21 protein-coding genes are annotated in these 22,972 nt (G+C 68.6%); 11 read left to right on the top strand and 10 right to left on the bottom strand.

What is annotated here, in order from left to right:
- Window positions 1–3 precede the first annotated feature (3 nt).
- Window positions 4–2,211 (top strand): 3-hydroxyacyl-CoA dehydrogenase NAD-binding domain-containing protein, encoded by a 2,208-nt coding sequence (locus GGQ59_RS06365; protein WP_183816951.1) that lies wholly within the window; start codon window positions 4–6, stop codon window positions 2,209–2,211.
- Between the two features lie 531 nt (window positions 2,212–2,742).
- Here the strand turns inward: GGQ59_RS06365 and GGQ59_RS06360 are convergent.
- Window positions 2,743–3,891 carry an AGE family epimerase/isomerase gene (locus tag GGQ59_RS06360; protein ID WP_183816950.1) on the bottom strand — a complete coding sequence of 383 codons (1,149 nt, stop codon included), beginning with the start codon at window positions 3,889–3,891 and terminating at the stop codon, window positions 2,743–2,745.
- Window positions 3,888–4,961, bottom strand: a complete 1,074-nt coding sequence (locus GGQ59_RS06355; protein WP_183816949.1) for a mannose-1-phosphate guanylyltransferase/mannose-6-phosphate isomerase — start codon at window positions 4,959–4,961, stop codon at window positions 3,888–3,890. Before GGQ59_RS06355 ends, GGQ59_RS06360 begins: the two co-directional genes overlap by 4 nt.
- Window positions 4,962–5,065: 104 nt before the next feature.
- Between GGQ59_RS06355 and GGQ59_RS06350 the strand changes: the two genes are divergently transcribed.
- The gene (locus tag GGQ59_RS06350) at window positions 5,066–7,546 is read left to right on the top strand and encodes a ligase-associated DNA damage response DEXH box helicase (RefSeq protein WP_183816948.1); all 2,481 of its coding nucleotides are present in this window, start codon (window positions 5,066–5,068) and stop codon (window positions 7,544–7,546) included.
- 123 nt (window positions 7,547–7,669) lie between these two features.
- Window positions 7,670–8,353 (top strand): BON domain-containing protein, encoded by a 684-nt coding sequence (locus GGQ59_RS06345; protein WP_183816947.1) that lies wholly within the window; start codon window positions 7,670–7,672, stop codon window positions 8,351–8,353.
- Window positions 8,354–8,374: 21 nt separating this feature from the next.
- Here GGQ59_RS06345 and GGQ59_RS06340 read toward each other — a convergent pair whose 3' ends face one another.
- Entirely contained in the window at window positions 8,375–8,989 is a 615-nt protein-coding gene (locus tag GGQ59_RS06340; protein WP_183816946.1) for a glutathione S-transferase family protein, read from the bottom strand.
- A gap of 87 nt (window positions 8,990–9,076) precedes the next feature.
- Between GGQ59_RS06340 and GGQ59_RS06335 the strand changes: the two genes are divergently transcribed.
- From GGQ59_RS06335 to GGQ59_RS06320, 4 genes are all read left to right on the top strand, one after another.
- Entirely contained in the window at window positions 9,077–9,397 is a 321-nt protein-coding gene (locus tag GGQ59_RS06335) for a hypothetical protein (RefSeq protein ID WP_183816945.1), read from the top strand.
- A 161-nt stretch (window positions 9,398–9,558) separates the two neighbouring features.
- On the top strand, window positions 9,559–9,840 hold the full coding sequence (locus tag GGQ59_RS06330) for a PGPGW domain-containing protein (RefSeq protein WP_183816944.1): 282 nt from the start codon (window positions 9,559–9,561) through the stop codon (window positions 9,838–9,840).
- A 65-nt stretch (window positions 9,841–9,905) separates the two neighbouring features.
- Window positions 9,906–10,748, top strand: coding sequence for an alpha/beta hydrolase fold domain-containing protein (locus tag GGQ59_RS06325; RefSeq protein ID WP_183816943.1), 843 nt, complete (start codon window positions 9,906–9,908; stop codon window positions 10,746–10,748).
- Entirely contained in the window at window positions 10,745–12,184 is a 1,440-nt protein-coding gene (locus GGQ59_RS06320; RefSeq protein ID WP_183816942.1) for a dihydrolipoyl dehydrogenase, read from the top strand. Before GGQ59_RS06325 ends, GGQ59_RS06320 begins: the two co-directional genes overlap by 4 nt.
- A gap of 3 nt (window positions 12,185–12,187) precedes the next feature.
- Here GGQ59_RS06320 and GGQ59_RS06315 read toward each other — a convergent pair whose 3' ends face one another.
- From GGQ59_RS06315 to GGQ59_RS06300, 4 genes are all read right to left on the bottom strand, one after another.
- The gene (locus GGQ59_RS06315; protein WP_183816941.1) at window positions 12,188–15,394 is read right to left on the bottom strand and encodes a TRCF domain-containing protein; all 3,207 of its coding nucleotides are present in this window, start codon (window positions 15,392–15,394) and stop codon (window positions 12,188–12,190) included.
- Window positions 15,395–15,515: 121 nt separating this feature from the next.
- Window positions 15,516–16,409 carry a YsnF/AvaK domain-containing protein gene (locus GGQ59_RS06310; RefSeq protein WP_183816940.1) on the bottom strand — a complete coding sequence of 298 codons (894 nt, stop codon included), beginning with the start codon at window positions 16,407–16,409 and terminating at the stop codon, window positions 15,516–15,518.
- A 13-nt stretch (window positions 16,410–16,422) separates the two neighbouring features.
- Window positions 16,423–16,923, bottom strand: a complete 501-nt coding sequence (locus GGQ59_RS06305) for a YsnF/AvaK domain-containing protein (protein WP_183816939.1) — start codon at window positions 16,921–16,923, stop codon at window positions 16,423–16,425.
- 61 nt (window positions 16,924–16,984) lie between these two features.
- Window positions 16,985–17,368, bottom strand: coding sequence for a hypothetical protein (locus GGQ59_RS06300; RefSeq protein WP_183816938.1), 384 nt, complete (start codon window positions 17,366–17,368; stop codon window positions 16,985–16,987).
- 147 nt (window positions 17,369–17,515) lie between these two features.
- Here GGQ59_RS06300 and GGQ59_RS06295 point away from each other — a divergent pair, with 147 nt between their 5' ends.
- From GGQ59_RS06295 to GGQ59_RS06280, 4 genes are all read left to right on the top strand, one after another.
- A complete protein-coding gene (locus GGQ59_RS06295; RefSeq protein ID WP_183816937.1) occupies window positions 17,516–18,451 on the top strand; it encodes a cytochrome c oxidase subunit 3 in 936 nt (311 codons plus the stop codon).
- A 116-nt stretch (window positions 18,452–18,567) separates the two neighbouring features.
- Window positions 18,568–18,843: a DUF983 domain-containing protein gene (locus tag GGQ59_RS06290; protein ID WP_246408510.1), complete on the top strand. Its 276-nt coding sequence runs from the start codon at window positions 18,568–18,570 to the stop codon at window positions 18,841–18,843.
- Window positions 18,840–19,544 (top strand): SURF1 family cytochrome oxidase biogenesis protein, encoded by a 705-nt coding sequence (locus GGQ59_RS06285; protein WP_183816936.1) that lies wholly within the window; start codon window positions 18,840–18,842, stop codon window positions 19,542–19,544. The genes GGQ59_RS06290 and GGQ59_RS06285 overlap by 4 nt, the downstream gene beginning before the upstream one ends.
- Entirely contained in the window at window positions 19,528–21,003 is a 1,476-nt protein-coding gene (locus tag GGQ59_RS06280; protein ID WP_183816935.1) for a BCCT family transporter, read from the top strand. The genes GGQ59_RS06285 and GGQ59_RS06280 overlap by 17 nt, the downstream gene beginning before the upstream one ends.
- A gap of 19 nt (window positions 21,004–21,022) precedes the next feature.
- Here the strand turns inward: GGQ59_RS06280 and GGQ59_RS06275 are convergent, their stop codons facing one another.
- The 3 genes from GGQ59_RS06275 to GGQ59_RS06265 all read right to left on the bottom strand — a co-directional run bounded on the left by GGQ59_RS06275 (window position 21,023) and on the right by GGQ59_RS06265 (window position 22,899).
- On the bottom strand, window positions 21,023–21,598 hold the full coding sequence (locus tag GGQ59_RS06275; RefSeq protein WP_183816934.1) for a hypothetical protein: 576 nt from the start codon (window positions 21,596–21,598) through the stop codon (window positions 21,023–21,025).
- A 106-nt stretch (window positions 21,599–21,704) separates the two neighbouring features.
- On the bottom strand, window positions 21,705–22,319 hold the full coding sequence (locus tag GGQ59_RS06270) for a F0F1 ATP synthase subunit B family protein (RefSeq protein WP_183816933.1): 615 nt from the start codon (window positions 22,317–22,319) through the stop codon (window positions 21,705–21,707).
- Window positions 22,303–22,899, bottom strand: a complete 597-nt coding sequence (locus GGQ59_RS06265; RefSeq protein ID WP_183816932.1) for a F0F1 ATP synthase subunit B family protein — start codon at window positions 22,897–22,899, stop codon at window positions 22,303–22,305. Before GGQ59_RS06265 ends, GGQ59_RS06270 begins: the two co-directional genes overlap by 17 nt.
- Between the last annotated feature and the right edge of the window lie 73 nt (window positions 22,900–22,972).

The raw sequence follows: 22,972 nt of genomic DNA, 5'->3' as shown, positions 1-22,972 counted from the left end.
ACTATGTCAGACTACGATACCCTGACCCTCGACATCGACGCAGACGGCATCGCGCTCGTCACGATCGACCTGCCGGACGCCTCGATGAACGTCTGGAACCGGGCGCTGATCGAGGAGTTCTCGGCAGTCATCGACCGCTTCGCGAGCGACGATGCGATCACCGGCCTCGTCGTCACCTCCGGCAAGGCGTCTGGCTTCCTCGCGGGTGCCGACCTCCGCATGCTGAGCGACGTGCCGGCGGACGCGACCGCCGCGCAGGTCTTCGAAGAGAACTTCAAGCTCCAATCCCTCCTTCGCAAGATGGAGACGGCGGGCAGGGCGCCCAAGGACCTCCTCAAGGGCGCGGCGACCGCCAAGCCCGTGGTCGCGGCGGTGAACGGCCTCGCGCTCGGCGGCGGGATGGAGCTGGCGCTCGCCTGCCACTACCGCCTCGCGGCGGACAATGGGCGCGTCCAGATGGGCCAACCCGAGGTGCAGGTCGGCCTCATCCCGGGCGCGGGCGGCACGCAGCGCACGCTGCGCCTCGCGGGCGTTCAAACGGCGCTTCAGACCTGCTCCCTCGGCAAGCCCATGAAGGCAGCGGAGGCGAAGGCGGCGGGCTTCCTCGACGAGATCGTGCCCGAGGGCGAACTGATCGATCGCGCCAAGCAGTGGTGCCGCGACAACCCTAAGTCCACCCAGCGCTGGGACAAGAAGGGCTTCAAGATCCCTGGCGGCGCGGGCGCGATGGACCCGCGCGTCGTGCCGATCTTCGCGGGCGCGAGCGCGATGGCGCAGGGAACGACCAACCACAACTACCCCGCGGTTCAGCGCATCCTCTCCTCGATCTACGAGGGCTCGATCGTCCCGATCGACACCGGCCTCAGAATCGAATCGAAGTACTTCACCAAGTGCCTGATGGAGCCGCAGGCGCAGAACATGATCCGTACCCTGTTCGTGAACAAGCAGGCGGCGGAGAAGGGCATGGCCCGCCCCGAAGGCGTGCCGAAGTCTGACCTCAGACGCGTGGGCGTCCTCGGCGCCGGCATGATGGGCGCGGGCATCGCCTACGTCACGGCGCGCGCCGGCATGGAGGTCGTCCTCCTCGACCGCGACATGTCGTATGCGGAGAAGGGCAAGGCCTACTCAGCCAAGCTCAACGAGAAGGGCATCGGCCGGGGCAAGCTGACCAAGGAAGCCTCCGAAGAGATGCTGGCCCGCATCAAGACGACGACGGACTATGCGGACCTCAAGGACGTCGACCTCATCATCGAGGCCGTGTTCGAGGACCCGGGCGTCAAAAGGGATGTCACCGAGAAGACCGAAGCGGTGATCCCCGAGGACGTCGTCTTCGCGTCCAACACCTCGACCATTCCGATCGCCAGCCTGGCCGCGAACTCGAAGCGGCCGGACCAGTTCATCGGCATCCACTTCTTCTCGCCCGTCGACAAGATGCCGCTGGTTGAGATCATCCGCCCCGAGGGCACGGGCGACAAGGCGCTCGCCACCGCGCTCGACTACGTGGCGAAGATCAAGAAGACGCCGATCGTGGTCTCGGATGCGCGCGGCTTCTACTGCAACTCCGTCGTCGTGCCCTACCTCAACGAGGCGGCGCTGATGGTGAAGGAGGGAATCTCCGCCGCCCTCATCGACAACTGCGCCGTCCACATGGGCATGCCGGTGGGGCCGCTCGCTCTCATGGACGAAACGAGCCAGGAGCTCGGCCTCTCGATTACTCGCTCGGCCCAGCGCGACATGGGCGACGCCTACGTCCCCACGGGCGTCGAAGACATGCTGGAGCTCTTCGTGGACGAGCTCGGCCGGAAGGGCCGCAAGGTCGGCAAGGGCTTCTACGACTACCCCGAGGGCGAGAAGAAACGCATCTGGCCCGGCCTGACCGAGCACTATCCGCATGCGGCCGAGCAGCCGAGCGCAGAGGAGGTCAAGGAACGTCTCCTCTACAACCAGCTCGTCAACGCGGCGCGGATGTACGCGCAGGGCGTCGTCCACGATCCGCAGTCGGCGGACCTCGGCGCCATCTTCGGCTGGGGCTTCTGTCCCTGGACCGGCGGCCCGATGAGCTACATCGACATGGTCGGGGTGAAGACCTTCGTCGAGACAGCCGACCGTCTCGCCGCCAAGCACGGCGACCGCTTCTCTCCGCCCGAAGCCTTCCGCGAGATGGCGAAGAAGGGCCAATCGCTCTACGGCGAAGAGAAGGCGGCCGCGTAGGGCGGCTGCCCGGCCACACTGCCACCGACGGCTTCCGGCCTCTCCGGCAGCCGCGCACCGACCTTGCCGCTCGCGATGTCTTATCGTCCGGCCCCGAGGCTGCGGGCATTCCCTGCGCGCCGCCTCGGCGTTCGTGCCCGCGCAGTCGCCCTACGACTTATCCCCGCCCCCTTGGCCCCGTGCCATTCTCCCCCCGTCGCGGCAGGACCGGGGCGGGGCGGACAGCTGACGTCTCCCCTGCCTGCCGCCACGAGGTCACGTGCTGACGAAGTCTGGATGATGGAATGCATCCCACTTGGTCAGGCCAGACACGCGCCGGGCGAGCTGAAGAACGGCCCCGGCGGATCGCCTCGAGGGAGGTGGAGGGTCCCGTACCGCGCGTCAGGCTACGGTGTGGGACCCTTCACGCCGCAGCAACTCCAAATCAAACCCTTCGCTGCGGCGAGCCGCGCGCGGGACACCCCGGACCATCGTACCACCGCGCGAGCGGACGCGAACGGCTGCCTCGCTTCCGGTCTCGCTGCGCGGCGTTCAGCGTCCCAACGCAGTCGCCGTCCGGTCCGCTTCCGCCGCGAGGCTGACCACGTGATAGAGGATGCTGGTCGGCATGTCTTCGCTCACGACCCGTCCGTCCGCGTCGTACTGCTCGTTCCAACCGCCGGGGAAGGGGGCATCGAAGTAGCTGCCGAGCATGCCGTCGATCAGGCGCGCGGCCTTCCCCTCCATCGCCGTTTCGCCCCGCCGCGCTAGAACGAGGCTTGCCTTGGCGTGCTCGATCGCGACCCAGGAACGGCGCGTCGTGCGAAGCGGCGTGCCGTCCGCCTTCGCCTCGTCGATGAGCCAGCCGTCGTGGCCCATGCCGGTGCGCTCGGCCGCCTCGTAGAGCGCGTGCATCAGCGCCGACTGGTCCTCGCCGGTCAGCTCTTCGTAAGCGTCGAGAAGCCAGACCCACTCGACCATGTGGCCGGGTTCGATGACGTCCCCGCGTTCGGGATCGGGGGTAAGATCTTCGGCGAAGAACTCGCGCAGGACTTCACCGTCCCAGAAGCGCTCCGTAAAGAGACGATGGATGGCCTTCGCACGGTCGAGCGCGCCGTCCAGCCCTGCGCGGTGAAGCGCCATGAACGCCTCGAAGAGGTGCATGTGCGGGTTCTGACGGCGGGGCAGGGCGTCGGGCTTGCCCTCCAGGTAGCTGCCGTCGGGCTGCCCGATGGTGTCGAGGAAGCCGATGGTGCGCTCCGCGACTTCGCGCGACTGCGCATCGCCGAAGGCGATTCCGCGCCAGGCGCAGGCCAAGAGGACGAAGGCGTGGTCGTAGGTGTCGCGCTTCGCGTCCACCACGGCGCCTTCGGGCGACAGGACGTGTGCGAAGCCGGTGAAGGTGCCGTCGCCCGCCAGGCTGTGGTCGTCCGTCCCCGCCTCGAGCGCGAAGGCGAAGGCATGGTCGGACGCGCTGCGTCCCTGCTCGGTCCAGCCGAGGTGCTCCGCGTGGGCGAAGGCGTAGGCCTGGCGCGGCTGCACGCGGAAGCGCTTGTTCCGGTCCATGAGCGGCGCGCCGTCGGGCGTCAGCGCTTCGTAGAAGCCGCCGCGATGGTCCCGCGCTCGTCGCGACCACATGGGCAGGCAGGTCTCGATCATCCAGGACTTGAGGCGCGCATTGGCGGCGGAAAGGTCGGTCATAGGAGCGCGCTCCGATCGCCGGCCTTGAGCTGCTCGATGATCGCCTTGACGTCCTGCGACCGGCTCTCGTCGATGACGAGGACCGCGTCGTCCATCGCGACGACGATCACGCCCTTCAGGCCCACCGCCGCCACCAGCGGCCCTTCGGAGCGGACATAGGTATCCTCGCAGTCGATCGTCACGACGTCGCCCTTCGCCGCGACGCTGTCCGCCCCGCGGGCGAGGCTCGCGACCGCGCTCCACGAGCCGATGTCGTCCCAGCCGACGTCGACGGGATGCACGATGGCCGCGCGCTCGGTCCGCTCCATGATCGCGTAGTCGATCGAGTCCGCCGGGACCTGCGCGAAGCTGGCCTCGTCGAGGCGGAGCGTCGTGCCGTCCTGCACCGCCCGGTCGTAGGCCTTCCTGACCTCGGCCATCATCTCCGGCACGAAGCGCTGGGCCTCTTCCAGCAGGTCGCGGGCCCGGAACAGGAAGATGCCTGCGTTCCAAGCGTAAGAGCCATCCTCGAGGTAGGACTTCGCGGTCTCGACGTCGGGCTTCTCCCGGAACGCCTCCACCTCGTAGACCCCTTCCGTCAGCGGGGCGCCGCGCTTGATGTAGCCATAGCCGCTCTCGGGCGCGGTCGGCTTGATCCCGAGGGTGACGAGGTGACCGCGACGGGCGGCCTCCTCCCCGCGGCGCACGGCCTGCCAGAACCCTTCGACGTCCCGTACGAAGTGGTCGGCGGGCAGAAGGAGAACCATCCCCTCGGGATCGTCCTGTGCTACGTGAAGGCTGGCGACGATGGCGACCGGGGCGGTGTTCCGGCCCACAGGCTCGGTGATGACGGCGGACGGGCCGCCCATCTCGGCGAGGAGGCTGGTGATGCGCCCGCAATGCGCCTCGGAGCAGATGACGACCGGCCGCTTCACGTCCGCTCCGGCCTGCGTCACGCGGACGGCGGTCTCCTCCAGCATGGTGCGGTCGGAGACGAGGGGGCGGTACTGCTTCGGGTCGGCGTGGCGGGACAGGGGCCACAGCCGCGTGCCGGAGCCGCCGGACATGATGACGGGGGTGATGGAGGGCATGGGACCTCGAGAAACTGGTTCGGCCCGCTTAACGCGGTCACAGGGCTCCGGACATAGCCCCGGCGGCGGGGGACGGCGACCCGTCACCGCACTAAGTCTACTCGATGGCTGACGGTTCCGACCTCGACATCCTCCCGCCCCGCTTCCGCGACTGGTTCGAAGGGCGCGGCTGGCGCCTGCGCGATCATCAGCGCGACGTGCTCCTGGCGTCGCGAGCGGACCGCTCCGCCCTGCTGATCGCGCCGACGGGCGGGGGCAAGACGCTCGCGGGCTTCCTGCCGTCCCTGATCGACCTCGCGGAGCGGCCGCAGAACCAGCGGAGCCTTCACACCCTCTATGTCAGCCCGCTCAAGGCGCTCGCCGTCGACATCCAGCGCAACCTGATGACGCCCGTCACGGAGATGGGTCTCGACGTTCAGATCGAGAGCCGGACGGGCGACACGAAGTCCTCCGTGAGGCAGCGCCAGCGGCACACCCCGCCCGACATGCTCTTGACGACGCCGGAGCAGATCGCGCTGCTCCTCGCGCACCCTTCGGCGGAGACGCTGTTCTCGAGCCTCAGATGCGTCATCCTCGACGAACTCCACGCCCTCAGAGGCTCCAAGCGCGGCGACCTCCTCGCGCTCGACCTCGCTCGGCTCTGGACGCTCGCGCCGGGCATGCGGACGGTCGGCCTCTCCGCCACCGTCGCCGACCCCGTGCCGCTACAGCGCTACCTCGTGCCGCAGCCCGAGGAGGGCACCGAGGAGGCCGCGCTGATCGTGGGGCAGGGCGGCGTGAAGCCGGACGTCCGTGTCCTGACCGCCGAGGACCGCATTCCCTGGTCCGGGCACTCAGGGCGCCACGCCTTCGGGCAGGTCTACGAGGCGATCAAGGGCGCCACGACGGCGCTCATCTTCACCAACACCCGCTCCCAAGCCGAGGTCTGCTTCCAAGAACTGTGGCGGATGAACGACGACAACCTCGCCATCGCGCTTCATCACGGCAGCCTCGAGCGGGCGCAGCGAGAGCGGGTCGAGGCGGCGATGAGCGCGGGCCAGCTTCGAGCGGTCGTCTGCACGGCGACCCTCGACATGGGAATCGACTGGGGCGCGGTGGACCTCGTCATCTGCCTGGGCGCGCCAAAGGGCGCCTCGCGCCTCGTCCAGCGGATCGGCCGGGCGAACCACCGAATGGACGAGCCGAGCCGTGCGCTGCTCGTCCCTGCCAACCGCTTCGAGGTGCTGGAGTGCGTCGCCGCGAAGGAAGCCGTAGACGCAGGTCTGCTGGACGGCGAAGGGCAGAAGCCCGGCGCGCTCGACGTCCTCTGCCAGCACATCTGGGGCATGGCCTGCGCCGAGCCATTCCGTCCGGACGCGCTCTACCGCGAGGTGACCTCCGCCGCGCCCTATGCCGGACTGCCGCGCGAGGTCTTCGACCGGGCCTTGGGCTTCGTGACGAACGGCGGCTACGCCATGCGCGCCTACGACCGGTACAAGCGGATCGTGCCGATGCCGGACGGCCGCATGCGGATCAAGGACCCCCGCACCGCGCAGCTCTATCGCCTCAACGCGGGCACGATCGTCGAGATGCCGGTCTACACCGTGCGCTACGGCCGCGTGACCCGAGAGGACGGGCGCCCCGGCCGGGCGCGGGGCGGGCGCAAGCTCGGCACGATGGAGGAGTGGTTCTCGAGCCAGCTGACGCCGGGCGATACGTTCTTATTCGCTGGCGAAGTGCTGCGCTTCGAGGGCATTCAGGACATGGACCTCTTCGTCACCCGCGCCGCGTCCGACGACGTCATGATTCCCTCCTGGCGGGGCGCGAAGTTCCCTTTGTCGAGCTTCCTCTCCGCCCGCGTCCGCGACATCGTCAACGATCCCAAACGCTGGCGGCAGCTCCCGCCCCAGGTCCAGGAGTGGCTACAGCTGCAGAAGCGGAAGTCGGTCATCCCCGGGCCGAACCAGCTCCTCATCGAGACGTTCGAACGGGCGGAGAAGTTCTACCTCGTCTGCTACCCCTTCGACGGCCGCATCGCGCATCAATCGCTCGGCACGCTGTTGACGCGACGGCTCGAGCGGGCGGGGATGCAGCCCTTGGGCTTCTGCCCAACCGAGTACGCGCTCTCCATCTGGATGCGCCGCGATCCGCGCGGCCTCGATATGAACGCCCTCTTCGATCAGGACATGCTGGGCGACGACCTCGACAGCTGGCTCGCCGACGCCGAGCTGATGAAGCGCACCTTCCGCTACTGCGCTCTCATCGCCGGCATGATCGAACGGCAGCATCCGGGCCAGGAGAAGTCCGGCCGTCAAGTCAGCTTCTCAGCCTCGCTCATCTATGACGTCCTGCGTGAGCACGAGCCCGATCACATCCTCCTGCAGGCGGCGTGGAACGACGCGGCGGCGGGTTTCCTCGACATCCGCCGCCTGTCGGACCTCCTCGCGCGGATCCAGGGGCACCTGATCGTGAAGCACTTGGCGCACGTCTCGCCGATGGCCGTCCCCGTGATGATGGAAGCGGGGCGGGAGACGATCGTCGGCGGCGCGAACGAGGCGATCCTGGCCGAGCTGCAAGACGAGCTTCTGGCCGAGATGATGAGCTGACGCTGGCTCTCTCTCCGGGTTGTAACCGAACGGGCGCACGGGCCTCCGTGTCCCCCCTTCGTCCGTTCACAGCATTTCCAGACGGCGCGGCGTAACGGCCGCTGCGCCCAGAGGAGACGAACCATGGCAGACCGAAACTACTCGGGCGACAGGAACGAAGGCCGCCGCGGCGGCGGCCGCTACGGCCAGGATGAGGGCGCCTACATGCGCGGGGGCCAGGACCGAGACCGCTTCTACGATGCCGAACGCTCTAACGACGACCGGATGCGCGGCTATTACGGCCGGACGCGCCGGTCCGAAGGCGGCACGATCAACGACGTCGAGGACGACTTCGAGGACGCAGACTTCGGCCTTGGCGGCGGGCCTGGCCGCGGGCGCATTGGCGGCGGGATGAGCCGGACGCTCTCCCGGCAGAACCGCCGCTATGGTGACGACGAACGCCTCGCCGAGCGCAATATGGGGCAGGGCGGCTACGCCCGCGACTTCGACGATCGCGGCCGGAACGCAGGGACCTTCGGGGCCGCCGATCGCCCAAGCCACCGCGGCAAGGGACCCAAGAACTACGTCCGGTCCGACGAGCGCATCTTGGAAGAGGTCAACGACTGGCTGACCGACGATCACGAACTCGACGCGAGCGAGATCACCGTCACCGTTCAGGACCGCGAGGTCACGCTCGACGGCGTCGTCGACTCGCGCAGCCAGAAGCGTCTGGCCGAGGACATCGCGCACGACATCTCCGGCGTGACCCACGTCCAGAACAACCTGCGCATTCAGGACCCGAACGTCTCGAGCGGCGAGATCGAGTAGGCTGCCCACGCGGCCCGCGGTTCACCCGCGGGTCGCGACCTTCCAGCCCGGCCGGGCGGTGCAGCGCTCGAAGTAGGCGCTCACCGCTGCCGGGAACGCCTTCGACATGCCGGCGAACTTCGCGAGAAGGAGCATGTAGGCGACGGAGATATCCGCCGCGCTGAACCCGCTCGGCAGCAGGTAGTCGTTCGCCGATAGCGGCCCCGCGAGCACGTCGAAGCAAGCGGCGGCTTCCCGCTCGCCCCACTTCGCCATCGCCTCGATCCGCGCCGCTTCGGGAAGAAGGCGCCGGTGGCCGAGCGCCATCGTGACGGAGGGCCCCATCCCCGCTTCGCCGTAGTGAAGCCATTGAAGGTAGGGACCGTACAGACGGTCCTCTGGTGCGGGCGCCAAGTCCCCCGGGCCGAAGCGGGCGAGCAGGTACTCCATGATGGCCACGCTCTCGAACAGGATGAGGTCGTCGTGTTTGAGAGCGGGAATCTTTCCTGTCGGGTTCACCGCCCGGTACTCGTCGCCGGTCAGGACCTTCCGGTCGAGCGGCATCGCCACCGTCTCGTAGGGCACGCCCAGCTCTTCTAGGAGCCAGACGACCCTGACGGAGCGGGCGGGCGGGGCGTGGTAGACGGTCAGGCTCATGCGCGGCCTCGTGCTCGTGACTGGCGTTGCACCCTTGGACCGGGGAAGGGGCGGTCGCCGCAAGCCCGCGGCGCACAAGGCACCGCCATGACGAAATCCTCCGCCTCGACGAGCCTCACCGACGCGATCGACGTTGCAACCGTGCTCGCCTTCCGCCTGCCCATGCTGATGATGACGCCGAACGCTACGCGCCAGCGCGAGGCCGAACGGATGATCGCCGAGAAGGTGCAGGCTGCGTGGGACGGTACGCTCGCTTGGCAGGCTTATTGTATGAAAGCGAGCCTGATGATGTGGTCGAACCCACCGAGCGCTGACTCCTTCGCCGATGCCTACGAGGCCTGGGTTGCCCCGGGGCGGCGGACTTTGCGAGCGAACGCACGCCGCCTGTCCGCACGGAAGCGGATCTGAGGACTTCCCCTGCGAGCGAGTCCTTCGCCCAACTTTCGCCGCAGGACCTAACCCTTCGGTTCAACTCGATGAAACCGCAGCAATCTCGTGATAGAACTGCACATCGTATGTTGTGACCGCACACCGATGTGATTAACGTCACATTAGGGATAGGAGACGGCATGGAAGCGGTATCGTCTGGCGCGCTTATTCTGGCGCACAAGTTTCTCGGTTCGACCATGCTGGTCTGCGGTGCGGTTTTCCTTCCTCTTCCGATCCCCCTCGGCCTGCCGCTGATCGCGCTCGGGCTGGCGTTTCTCGCCCCCTACTTCGATCCGGCGCAGACGGTCATCCGCAGCCTTCGCCGCCGCGCGCCCGGTTTCGACGTCGTGCTCATCAAGCATGCGCATCGCTGTCCCCGGGTCATTCAGACGACGATCGAGCGGACCGCGCCCGCTTTCTGACGCCTCTCGTCGCGGTTCTCCGCAAAGACGGTCGACGCGAGGCGGACCCGCCTTAAGTGCCCGTCGTGGCCCGCATTCTCTTCCTCCTGCTCTTGCTGCCGGGCTGTTCGGGCCTGACCCTGCTCAACGCCGTCGCGCCGAACCCTGACCGAACGGTCTCGCGCGTTTCGGACCTCTCCTACGGCGAAGGCGACCGCCGGGCCTACGATCTCTACGTGCCGTCGGCGCCCGGACCGCACCCCATCCTCGTCTTCTTCCACGGCGGCTCTTGGGCGAGCGGCGACAAGGACGGCTACGTCTTCGCAGGGCGGCGGTTCGCGGCGGAAGGGTTCCTGACGGCCGTGCCGAACTACACGCTGGTTCCGGACGGCGCCTATCCGGTGTTCATGCAGGACGCGGCCGCTGCGCTCGCCGCCGTGCTGAGGGAAGCGCCAACGCGAGGCGGAGACCCCGCCCGCGTGTTCCTGGTCGGCCACTCCGCGGGCGCGTACATCGCAGTCCAACTCGCCCTCGCGACCGAGTTCCTCGAGGCGGAGGACATCGATCCGGCGCGCATCGGCGCCGTCGCGGGCCTGTCGGGTCCCTACGACTTCCTACCCCTCGACCCCGGCGCGGCGCAGGCGGCCTTCGGAAGGGCGCCGGACCTGGAAGCAACGCAGCCGGTCGCGCGCGTCGGCGCGAAGGCGCCCCCGATGCTTCTTCTGACGGGGACCGGCGATAAGACGGTTCGTCCTCGGAACAGCGCCGTGCTCGCCGAGGCGCTTCGAGCGGCCGGTGCCGAGGCGGCGCTCCGGACCTATGACGGCGCAAGCCACACGGACACGATAATCGCCGTCGCCTTTCCCCGGCGCCTGCCTGTGGTCCGGGACGTGACCGAGTTTTTCGCTTCGAAAGGATCGCAGCTTTGAGAACGGTCGATGTCGCTATCATTGGAGCCGGCACGGCGGGGCTTCAGGCCTACGCTGCGGCGAGGCATTGGACCGACTCCATCGTCTTGATCGAAGACGGTGCCTACGGAACGACCTGCGCGCGTTCGGGTTGCATGCCATCCAAGCTCCTGATCGCAGCGGCGGAGCGGGCGCACGAAGCCCGCGGCGCGAAGGTCTTCGGGATCGAGACAGGCGAGGTGACGGTCGACGGTCCCGCTGTCATGCGTCGCTTGCAAGACCTGCGCGACCACTTCCTCGAGGGCGTGGTCGCGCAGACCGAGGCCATTCCGGAAGCCCGCCGCCTCCGCGGCCACGCACGCTTCCGCGAGCCCGGTGTCCTCGAGGTCGGGGGCGAGATGCTACGCGCACAGAGGATCGTCATCGCGACGGGGTCCGTCTCCCGCATTCCCGATCAGCTGCGCGAGGGCGCGGGCGCACGGCTCTTGACCATCGCCGACCTGTTCGAGCTTCGGGACCTGCCTGAAAGCGTTGTCGTTTTCGGCGCCGGCGTGATCGGCGTCGAGGCGGCGCAGGCGCTGGTGCGGCTCGGCGTCCGGGTCCGATGCCTGTCGAAGGGCGGAGACGTCGCCATGCTGACCGATCCCGTGATCACCAAGACCGCCCACGAGATCCTGGGCGGAGAATTTCCGGTCGAACTCGACGCCCAGATCGACGAGGTCAGGAATGATCAGGACGGCGTCCACGTGACCTTCACGATCGATGGCGAAGCGAGAACCGAGACCTTCGAGCGCGCGCTCGTGGCGACGGGGCGTGTTCCCAACATGGGCGGGCTCGACATCGAGAACGCGGGACTGAAGCTAGACGAGCACGGCGTGCCCCTGTCCGATCGCGCGACTTGCCTGTGCGAGGCCGGCGAGAGCCCGAGCGCCGTCGCGGTCTTCATCGCGGGCGACGCGGAGGGCAATGCGCCCGTCCTGCCGGTCGCCTCGGACGATGGCCGCATCGCGGGCGACAATGCGGGGCGTTGGCCGCATGTGAAGGCGCATCGCCGCAAGACCGACCTCTTCATCACCTACACGAAGCCCTCGATCGCCACGGCAGGTATGCGGTACGCGCAGATCGTTAAGAGCGGCCGCCGCTTCGAGGTCGGCGAGGCGTCCTTCGCCGATCAGGGCCGCGCGGTGATCGAGGATAGGGCGCGGGGGCTCCTGCGGCTCTACGGCGAGTGGGAGACGGGCATCCTTCTCGGCGCGGAGCTGATCGCGCCCGACGCCGAGCACCACGCCCACCTCCTCGCGGCGCTCATCGCACAAGGGCTCTGCGCGCCCGAGGCGCTCGGTATTCCCTTCTATCACCCTTGCACGGAGGAAGCGATCAGGACTTCGCTCCGTGACCTGTGTGCGAAGCTTCTGCTCGACGACCTGCCGGTCGAGCGGATGATCAACAGGAAGTAGCCGCTAAGAGGTAAGGGCCTCGACGGCCTTGAGCGCGAGGGCGACGCGGGGCCTGCCCGCTTCGCTCTCCTCGCGAAGGAGGAGGCGGCCGTCATTCTCTTCGGTTCTGCCGACCGAACCGAGAAGACGGGCACCATCCTGGCGCTCGTCGCTCAGAGTGATCGCGACCGCCTTGGGGCCCGCGTCGAGCGCCGCGATGCCCGCGGTCCGGCAGGCCGCACGAAGCCGCGCGACGTCCAGGAACAGGCGGGCGGCCTCCGGCAACGGGCCGAAGCGGTCCTCGGTCTCCTCCGATAGCGCATCCACCGCCGACACGTCGTTGGCGTGCGCGAGGCGGGCGTAAAGACGAAGCCGGGCGGTCTCGTCGGGAATGTAGGCTTCAGGCAGGCGGCCGCCGGGTCCGACCTCGAGCCGCGTAGAAAGCGCGCCCGTCGCTTCGCGGCCGGCGAGCGCGGCGGTCAGGAGGTGTCGGTACAGGCCGACGCCGAGCACGTGGAGGTGACCGGCCTGCTCGTCACCGAAGAGGTCGCCCGCGCCGCGCTGGTCCAGGTCGCTGGCGGAGAGGGCGAAGCCGGCGCCGAGCCGGTCCTCGGCTGCGAGCGCACCGAGACGTGCTTCCTGCGCGTCCGACAGATCGTCCTCGTGCAGGAGCCAGAAGACGGCTCGTCCGCCGCCCCGACCGACGCGTCCGCGTAGCTGATGAAGCTGCGCGAGGCCGAAGAGTTCGGCCCCGGCGACGATCATCGTGTTCGCGCGCGCGACGTCGACGCCGTTGCCCACCAGGGACGTGGCGAGGAGGACGTCGGCATCCCCGTTCGCGAAGTCGTCGACGGCACGGGCCGCTTCGTCCGCCGGCAGGTCGCCGTGAGCGATCCTGAGACGAAGGTCCGGCGCGCGGTCCTCTAGCATCTTCGCCAACGGATCGATCCCGTTGATGCGGGGACACACGACGAAGCTTCGCCCCCCGAGCCTGGCCTCCCGCGTTATCGCGCTGACGATCGCGTCGTCGCTCAGCGGCGCGATCCGCGTTCTGACCGGCCAGCGGCCCGGCGGCGGATCTGCCAGGACCGAAACCGTTCGCAGTCCGGCGCCGGCCGCCGCGAGGGTGCGGGGGATCGGCGTCGCGGTCATGGAAAGGCGATGACAGCCGCGCGTCCGCTGGCGCAGCGCTTCCTTGTCCGCCGCGCCGAAGAGCTGCTCCTCGTCGATGATGACGAGGCTGAGGTTCGAAAAGGAGATGTCTTCGGAGAGCAGGGCCTGCGTGCCGACGACGATGCCGATCTCGCCCGAGGCCAGTCCCTCCCGCACGGTGCGGCCATCCGTATCCGACGTGGCGCCGGTCAGGGCGGCGACCTCGACGCCGAAGCCTTCGAACCGCGCCTGCAGCGCGGCGAGCGTCTGCGTCGCGAGGATGGTGGTCGGCACGCAGAAGGCGACCTGCCCACCGCGGAGCGCGACGGCAGCGGCGGCCCGCAGAGCGACCTCGGTCTTCCCGTAGCCGACGTCTCCGATGAGCACGCGGTCCATCGGTTTCCCCGAGGCCAGGTCCTTCACGACGGCATCGACCGCGCAGGCTTGATCGCCCGTCACGGGGTGAGGAAAGCCGGCGCAGAACCGGCGAAAGACCGCGCCCGGGCGCTTGATTTCTGGCGCGTCCTCGGCATCCCGCCGATCGATCATCTTCGCGACCTCCTCGGCGGAGGCGAGGATCTCCCGTACGGTCTCTGCCCTGCGTTCGGCCCAGTCCTCCGCGCCGAGGTCGTCCAGCCTGACGTCGTCGGCGCGGCCGCCATATCGCCAAAGCCGGTCCGCCTCGTGGACCGGTACGAGCAGGCGTTCATCGTCCGCGAAGGTCAGGCGGACGACCTCCGCCTCTTCTTCTCCGAGGACGACCGTCTCGAGGCCGTCGAGCCGGGCGAGGCCGTGATCGAGATGGACGACCGCGTCGCCGATCGACAGCGCCTGGTCGCCGAAGAGCAGCGACTCGTATGCGCCCTCAGCATGCTCGGCATGATCGCCAGCGCCGAGAAGGTCCCGATCCGTCACGAGGGCCACGCCGAGGGCCGGGTCGGCGAAGCCAGCGTCGAGCCGTCCCCGGACCGCGTAGGTGCCTTCGTGCTTCGATCCGCAGATGGACCCGAGCCTCGCTTCCTGGACGTCGCCGTCAGCCGCGACCGCTTCTTGAATCCGCTCGAGCCGCCTGTCGCTCTCCCCCGCGAGGACCACCGTCAGTCCACTCTCTTGGCACTCGGCGAAGAAGCGCTTGAGCGCTCTTCGCGGTGCGCGGGTCGTGGCGAGGGAGGGAGCGGGGCGGACTTCGCTCGGGTTCGGCGCCGTGAAGGAGACGGCGGAGTGCGCGGCACTGACGGCCTGCCAATCCTCGCTTCCGACGTAGAGGGTTTGAAACCGCGCTGCGTCTTCTCGCAGCGCGTCGTAGGCGCCTGTGAGGACCTCGATCCGGTCCGAGGCGCCGTGGTCGAGCACGAGGACCGCCGAAGGCCACAGCTCCGGGATGGAGGTCATGCCCGGGAGGAGCGTCGTCAGCCTCGCTTCCCGGTCTGGTTCGTCCAGCAGGGCTTCGGTCAGAAGCTCACTCGCCGGGGACAGGGTGACGGCGCGCAGCGGCCTGCCTTCCGATCGCTGGGTCTCGATGTCGAAGGCCAGGATCGTCTCGATCGTATCACCGCCGAACGTCACGCGCAGGCCGGTTCCGTCTGCCCGGACGACGTCCACGACCTGGCCCGAGACCGCGACGGTGCACGGCGTGTCGGCGCGCGGGGCCGCACGGTAGCCGCGGGCGATTAGGTCGGCACCCAGACGATCGGCGGATCCCCTCTCGCCACGCTTCAAGTACAAGCAGAGCGCGGCGAGCGGTTCGAGGGGCGGCACACGCTGAAGCAGGCTTTCCGGCGTGACGAAGACCACCGGATCCCCACCTTCCGCGAGCAGCGCGAGGGCGGCGGCACGAAGGCCCGCGCTCTCCGGGGAGGGGGCCCGCCGTTCCTGCGCCAGCACGTCCCACGGGGGCAGGGTCACGATCGTGCGGTCCGGCGCGATCGTCCGCAGGGCCTCCGAGAGCGCAGCGAGCCGCGCCATTCCGTTTGCAACGACGATCGCGGCGCCGGGGCGCGACACGAGATCGGCGAGGATGAAACCGGCGTGGGCGGCGGACGACAGGACGGGCAGGGTGGTCGGAAGGGCTTCGGCCATGGGTGCTTTCTTTGAAGCGAGGCGAACACCTGGCCCGACGCAGCCTCTCGCCCGTAAGGGCCGGCCGCGAACAAAAAGGCCCCGCCGAAGCGGGGCCCTTCTTTGTCGACGTTGCCGAGGCTCAGCGGTCGGCGCGCAGGTCGTCCCGGTCGGAGTCCTTGCGGACGAAGTCTTCGCCTTCTTCGACGTCGACCTCCGTCGAACGGATCTTGTCGACCACGTGACGCGTCTTCTCGGTCGCGGCCTTCCTCACGTCCACTTCCTCTTTGACTACGGCTTCCTTCTCGATCACGGGCTCCTCGCCGCGCGCGTGGACTTCCACCGTGCGGTCTTGGAACGCGGCGTTCGCTTCATCGGCGGAGAGGACGCGGTTCGCAGGATGCCGATCGAGGAAGACCTCTTCTTCACGCAGGGTGACGTCCTGCTCGAAGGGCTTCTCGACGACGTAGGAGCGGACCTTCACGGCGCCCCGGTCGACGTCCCGCTTACCGATGTTCAGGCGTTCCTCGACCAGGTCGATATGCCCGGAATCATCTGCGTCCAGTTGGCTCGGCGCGGCGTCGCGGCGGTCCTCGGCGGTCCGACCGTCATCTTCCGCAGCCCGGCCGGCCCCGAAGAAGCCCGCCCGGTCCGCATAGTCGCGGCGATAGGCGTTGCGGGTGCCGAAGCGATGTTCGTCCGTATAGGACTTCTCGCGCTCGTCGAGGTCGAGCGCCGCCCCGCCTTCGAGGATGCGGACGGCTTCGGTCACGTCGTCCTCATCGACACGGGCTTGGACCAGCGTCTCGCCGCGCTCGAGCGCGTCGTGATAGGTGTGAAGCTCGTCGCCGGGGATAGCGCTGTCGCGAAGGTAGCTATAGCGCTTGGAGGACTCGTCGTATCTGCCTCCTTCGAGCTCGCTTGCACGGTCGATGATGTGAATCTTATCGGCGTCCACCTTGGCGGCCTTGAGGGCCTCCTTCGCAGATTCGGCCTGTTGGCGGTTCGGGTAGACCGCGGTTACGATGCGGTTCATCGGAATGTCTCCTTCAGTCTCTGGTGGCGGTGAGGGGGCGGGCGGGGGCATCGCCGGCGGCAGGTCGAGAGGTACTGGTAACGCTCTCGTCCCGGGCCGGGATCTCGTCGATCCGCAGGTGCTGCTTCGCAACGCGCACCGTCCGGCTGTCCGTTTCGGTCAGTTCGTCGAGGCGGACACGGACTTCTTCGATCACGACGAGCTGCTTTGTGACGACGGCCCGCTCCTCGACGACCGAGATGACGACGGTGTCGCCCTCGACGCGCGGCTCCGGTGCGGCCTCGACGAAGCGTTCGACGGGCATGCGGTCGAGCTTCGCCCACTGGCGGCGCAGGGGGGTCTCGACCGTCTCGTCTTCGTGTTCCGTCACGGTCGAGACGCGCACGCCGCCGCGATCGACGGTCCGCTTCGCGACGCGGATCCGCTCTTCGGCGAGGGTCAGCCGGGTTTCGGCCGGATCGCCGTTCGCGGCGGACCGGCCCTTTTCTGCGTCTGTTTCGTCTCGATCGTCCATAAACCTCGGAACACGGACGATCGGGAGGCGTTACTGCGCAACTAGGTGACGAATCAGAAAGTTACCGCACAATCTTGCCGGGATCGGACGCCTGCTCCTTGGATCCGTCGTAGTCGCGCGCTTCGCCGGCCGAGCCGTCGGGGCGGACCTGGTCCTCACGGCTCCAGCTGCCTTCCGGACCCCCTTGCATGTGGGTCGTGCCGGCGCCCGCGCGCGGTGCCTCGGAAGCGTTCACGCCGCGCGTGTCGTTCGGATCGCGATCGCCTTTGAGGATCGCGACCGCGCGATCGACCTCCTCGGGTTGAACGTAGGCTCGCACGGCGATGCCGCCGGCTTCTTCCTCCATGTGAATGTCGTGCGCATAGATGTTGGCCCGTTCGAGCGCGTCGTGTGCCGCCTCGGCGCTGGCACGGTCGGGAAAGTGGGCGGTGACGTGTTTATGCATGGGGGGCTCCGGTTCGCGTCCTGGAAAGCGAACAAGGACGTAGCGCCTTCGGTTCGACCAAGAGGCGGCGTGCCGCGTTGATCTCGGTTCCGCTCGGCGCTACTCCCCCGTCAGGCGGCCTCCGGAGGCCGAGAGTTCGAGGATTTCATGGCCGGCGACGTCAAGCACGACTACCATCTCGTCTCACCCAGCCCCTGGCCGCTGGTGGGCAGCATCTCAGCGATGGTGATGATGCTAGGAGCCGTCGTCTGGCGTTACAGCGCCGGCGGCGATCAGACGCTCTACGGCATGTCCGGCGCTTGGGTGTTCTTCGTCGGCCTCCTTGGCGTCCTCTTCACCATGGCGGGCTGGTGGCGCGACGTCGTCGCCGAGTCGATGCGGGGCGAGAACACCTCCGCCGTCGTGCGCATCGGTCTGCGCTACGGGATGGTGCTGTTCATCCTGTCCGAGGTGATGTTCTTCGTCGCCTGGTTTTGGGCCTTCTTCGCCGGCGCGCTCTTCCCCGACGCGGGTCCCGCGATCGTCCTGTCCGACGGCAGCCAGATGCTGAACGCCGAAGGGCTTCCCGCCTACCTCATGAACGATGCGAAGTTCCATCACCTGGGCGGGCAGTGGCCGCCTCAGGGTGTCGAACCGCTGGCGGCCTGGGGTCTGCCGCTCGTCAACACGATCATCCTTCTTCTGTCAGGGACGACGGTGACCTGGGCGCACCACGCCATGCAGATCGGCGACCGGCAGGGCTTCAAGGTCGGCATGATCGTCACGATCGCGCTCGGGGCCTTCTTCTCCTGCCTACAGGCGGTCGAGTACTTCGAGGCGCTGCGCTTCAACATGTTCGCGTTCGGTAACGGCTCGGTCTACGGCGCGACCTTCTTCATGGCCACGGGCTTCCACGGCCTCCACGTCATCATCGGGACCTTGTTCCTGCTCGTCTGCCTGATCCGAGGGCTTCGCCACCAGTTCACCCCGGAGCGTCACTTCGGTTTCGAGGCGGCGGCTTGGTACTGGCACTTCGTCGACGTCGTCTGGCTCTTCCTCTTCGCGGCGATCTACGTGCTGGGGAACGAAGGCCTGTTGAGCTGAGGCCACCCATCGCGCGAGAGCCTTACTACCCGCCGGTCCCGCCGGTCCCGCCGAGCGCCGCGGCGCTCGGCGCCAAGTGTCCGCGCTGCGGCAAGGGAAAGCTCTTCGCGGGGTTCTTGCGGCTGAAGGACCGCTGCCCGGTCTGTGACCTCGACTACTCGAAGGCCGATTCGGGCGACGGACCGGCCTTCTTCGTCATGTCGGCGGTCGGCTTCGTCTCGGTCGCCTTCGCCTTCGCCCTGCGGTTCGCCTTCGGCCTTCCGGCGGGCGCGGTCCTGATCCTGGCGATCCTCCTGACGCTCGGTCTCACGCTTCTCCTCTTGCGCCCGGCCAAGGCGCTGATGGTCGCGCTTCAGTACAAGAACCAAGCGTCGGAGGGGCGGGCACGGTGAGGTTCCGCTTCCGCCCCGTTCTGACGGGCGCGACGCTTCTCGGCCTGATCGTTCTCGTCTCGCTGGGCACCTGGCAAGTGCGCCGGTTGGCCTGGAAGGAGGACCTGATCGCCAAGGTCGAAGCGCGGGTCGATCAGCCGCCGGTTCCCCTCGGCGAACCGCTCTCGATGATAGGGGCGGGGCAAGACCCCGAGTACCTTCCCGTCGAGGTCCAGGGAGGATTTCTGACAGATCGGACCGCCCACGTCTTCGGCACCTATGACGGCGTCGCGGGTTGGTACGTGTTCCAACCTTTCAGACCCGACGGCACGGACGAAACGCTCCTCGTCAATCGCGGCTTCGTGCCGGACGAGGCACGCCAGCCGACCTACACGCCGCCGGATGCCGCAGCCATGACGGGCCTCGTCCGGCGCTTCGAATCGGGCAGGGGGCTCGCCGCCGCCATCGCGCCGCCGGACGAACCCGCAGCAGGGTCCTACTTCTCACGCAGAGCCGACCCGCTCTACGAGGCGTTCGCCGATGTCGGCGGGACGGCGTTGCCCTTCTACCTCGACAGCACCCTGCCGACCGCACTGCCCGAGGGCGGCACGACGCGGATCGAGTTCAGCAATCGCCACCTCGGCTACGTCCTGACCTGGTACGGCCTCGCGGCGGCCCTCCTCGCCGTCTACCTGGCCGCGTCGCGTGCACCGAAGGGGTAGCGCAGCGCGGCGGTGGGCGCCGCATCTCGCCGTAGGCGTCGTCGCGTTCGGCTTCGTCCTAGCGCCGGGTGAGGGCGCGGCCGTCCTGCAGGCCGCCGCCCGCTGGTTCCTCCGCCGCTTCGACTGGCTGACGCTCTGGGGCGCGACGGCGTGCCTCCTCCTTTGCGCGCTGATGCTGCTGCCCCCCTGGGGGGGACGCCGGATCGGCGGCGCGGACGCGAGGCCCGAATTCCGGACACTGACTTGGCTCTCCATGCTGTTCGCCGCAGGCATGGGGGCGGGCCTCGTCTTCTGGGGCGCGGCCGAGCCCCTGATCCACGCGGGCTCGCCGCCGCCCGGCTCGGTCATCGGCGGCAATCCGACCGCGCAGGCGCACGCGCTTACGCAGTTCCACTGGTCGCTCCACGCCTGGGCGATCTACGCCGTCGCAGCGCTCGCCGTCGCGCTCGCAACGAAGGCGGGCGAAGCGCCGCTGCCGAGCGCACCCTTCGAGGCGGCGCCCCGGCGGGCGCGGCGCCTCCTCGACTGGACGGCGCTCGTCGCGGTGCTGTTCGGACTGGTCGCCAGCCTGGGCCAGGGTCTCTTTCAGATGAGCGCGGGGGCGGGGTTCATCTTGGGGACACCGCCGGGCAGGGCGACGCAGCTCGTCCTCCTGCTCGTCCTCCTCGCCGCCTACGGCACTTCCGCCGCCAGCGGCCTTCGGCGCGGCATCGCCGTCCTCTCGCTCGTCAACGTCGCGCTCGCGCTTCTCCTGCTCGTCTTCGTCCTGGCAACCGGGCCGACCGCCACGCTTCTCGAGACCGTGGGGAAGGCCGGGCGAGCCTATGTGGAGGCGCTGCCCGAGCTGTCCGTCCGCCTCCGGCCCGAGGGGGCCGGGCGGGCGTGGACGCGGGAGTGGTCCTTGACCTACTTCTTGTGGTGGGTCGCGTGGACGCCCTTCGTCGGAGTCTTCGTCGCGCGCATCAGCCGGGGACGCACGGTCCGAGCGTTCGTCACGGGCGTCGTCCTCGTGCCGGCACTCGCGACGCTCCTATGGTTCGGCGTCTTCGGCGGCGCCGCGCTCGAGGTGCAGGCATCGGGGGCGGAACTCGGCGTGGCGGACTTCTCGACGGCGCCAAGAGCGACCTACGCGCTTCTCGGGCACTACCCGTTGGCGGCGCTCACTCAGGCCGTGACGCTGCTCCTCGTCTTCTTGTTCCTGGTGACCAGCGCGGACAGCGGGGCCTACGTCCTCGGCCTCTTGAGCCGAGGCGGCGGCGAGCCGCCGATCGCGGAACGGCTTTACTGGGGCGTGGTCCTGGCCGCGATGACGGGGGCCGCGATCTGGTCGGCGGGCGGTCAGGCGGTCACGCGCGCCATGGCGGTGACGGGCGCGATCCCGCTCGTCTTCCTGCTCGGTGCGCAGGCCGTCACGATCGTGCGTCGCAAAGAGAAAGGGACGCCGAAGCGTCCCTTCTAAGTACGATATCCGATCCGGCTCAGAACAGCCGTTCGAAGAAGTTGGGATCGCCGCCGCCATCGCGCGCGTAGGCCGTCTCCGCCTCGATCATCTTGCGTTCACCCTGCCGGATGAGGTCCTCGCCCTTCTTGATCCGGTCCTGGCCGTCGCGGATGTCCTTGCGGCCCCGCTCGATCTTCTTCCGCTCGTCCTTGACGTCGTCCTGCAGCTTGGCGACCCGCTTCTCTAGACGCTGAAGGGAGTCGTCTTCTTCGTCCTCCGCGACTGGCGTCCCGGTGGTCGCGCTGCGCGCGGCCGAAGCGCCGGAGAGAAGCAGAGCGGCGTTGTAGGCTTCGCGCGCTTGGCTCAGGTCGCGTTCGTAGCGGGCGAGCTGCTTCGTTGCGTCCTGAACGTCCTCTCGGCCGTCCTTGACCTCGTCGCGGCCTTTCTCGACCGTTCGGCGGCCCTTCTCGACGTCGTCCTTCCCGTCCCGCCACGCATCGGCAATGTCCGAGATCTGGGAGGCGAAGTTGTCCTCCTTACCCCCGATGGAGCTGCAGGCGACGAGAGGCAACGCGCAAAGCGCGAGGATGCCGTTCGCTAGGATGGATCGCATGAGGCCCGCTCCCTATGATGTCTGACGCGTCAATTATTATGGGGCGTCGCGCCCTTCTTTCAGTCAACGTTGGGTTACAGTCTATTCGCTGTACCCCGGCCCCCGTTCAGCCGAGCCGGACGGCAACGTCCGAAATCGCCCGGTCGATGAGCGGGTCCCGCCCGTCAGCCGCCTTCTCCGCGATGATCCGGCGCGCGGCGGCGACGGCGAGGTCGGCTGCATGACCACGAACGTCGGCGATAGCCTGCGCTTCGGCCCGGGCGATCCGGTCCTCCGCGGCACGGGTCCGGCGCGCCAGCTGCTCATCGAGGTGCACGCGGGCGTCGGACGTCATGATCTTGGCGTCGTCCTTGGCCTGCTCGATGATCGACTTGGCTTCCTCTTCGGCTTCGCGCTGGCGCTTCTGGTACTCGGCGAGCAGGCGCTGCGCCTCCTCCCGGAGCGACCGCGCCTCGTCGAGTTGGCCCCGGATGCGATCGCTACGCGCGCCGAGGGCGCCGCCGACCTTGCGGTGCACGCCCTGCCAGGCGAGCAGGCCGAGCACGAGCAGGAAGGCCACGAGGACCCACAGGTTCGTATCCTCGTACCAGGCGCCATGGGCCGAGTGGTCGTCGACCTGGGCGTGAGAGTCGACGAGGGTGCCGTCGTCGAGCGTCAACTCGTCCCGGACATCGTCGACGAAGTCGTCGTTCGGGTTCTGAAGATCATGCTGCTCTTGCATGGATGTCCTCCCTCGCGGTCGTAAGCGCGTCGTCGACGTCGGCTTCGGAGGGCGCCTCGCCGGTCAGGCTCGACACGATCTCACGGGTCGTCTCGCGCGCCGCCTGGAAGACGGCGTCGCGCGCACGTTCGGCGGTCTCCGCGATCCGAGCCTCGGCGGCGTGGATCTTCGCGTCGAGCCGGGCGTCGTTCTCCTCTTCCATCTCCGCGATCTCGGCGTCGATCGACGCGCGGGTCTCCGCGGCGATGGAGGCCGCGCGGGCCTTCGCGTCGGCGAGCGCCTTCTCGTAGCCCGCCTGCGCTTCCTCGGCCTGCCGCTTGAACTCGGCGGCTTGGTCGTAATCGTCGGCGATGCGGTTCCGGCGCTCCTCGATCACCCCGCCGAGGCGCGGCAGGAAGATGCGGGAGAGCACGAAGTAGAGCGCGCCGAAGGTCAGCAGCAGCCAGAAGATCTGGCTCGCATAGGTCGAGGCGTCGAGCTGAGGCAGCCCGCCCTCCTGCTCGCCGGGGACGGGCTCGGCCGCGAAGGCCGCGCCGAAGAGGAAGAGGGACGAAGCCCCCGAAGCTAGCAAGGCACGCATGGGTCTCACCAAGGAAGGTGGGCCCGCGAGGGGCCGGAACGGCGGACGGGGCGGCCCCGCCCGCCGGGAGCTG

It is taken from the genome of Parvularcula dongshanensis (assembly GCF_014199615.1).
GTDB classification, from domain to species: domain Bacteria; phylum Pseudomonadota; class Alphaproteobacteria; order Caulobacterales; family Parvularculaceae; genus Parvularcula; species Parvularcula dongshanensis.
The sequence above is the reverse complement of the archived record's forward strand: the minus strand, read 5'-3'. Positions and strand labels throughout refer to the sequence as shown.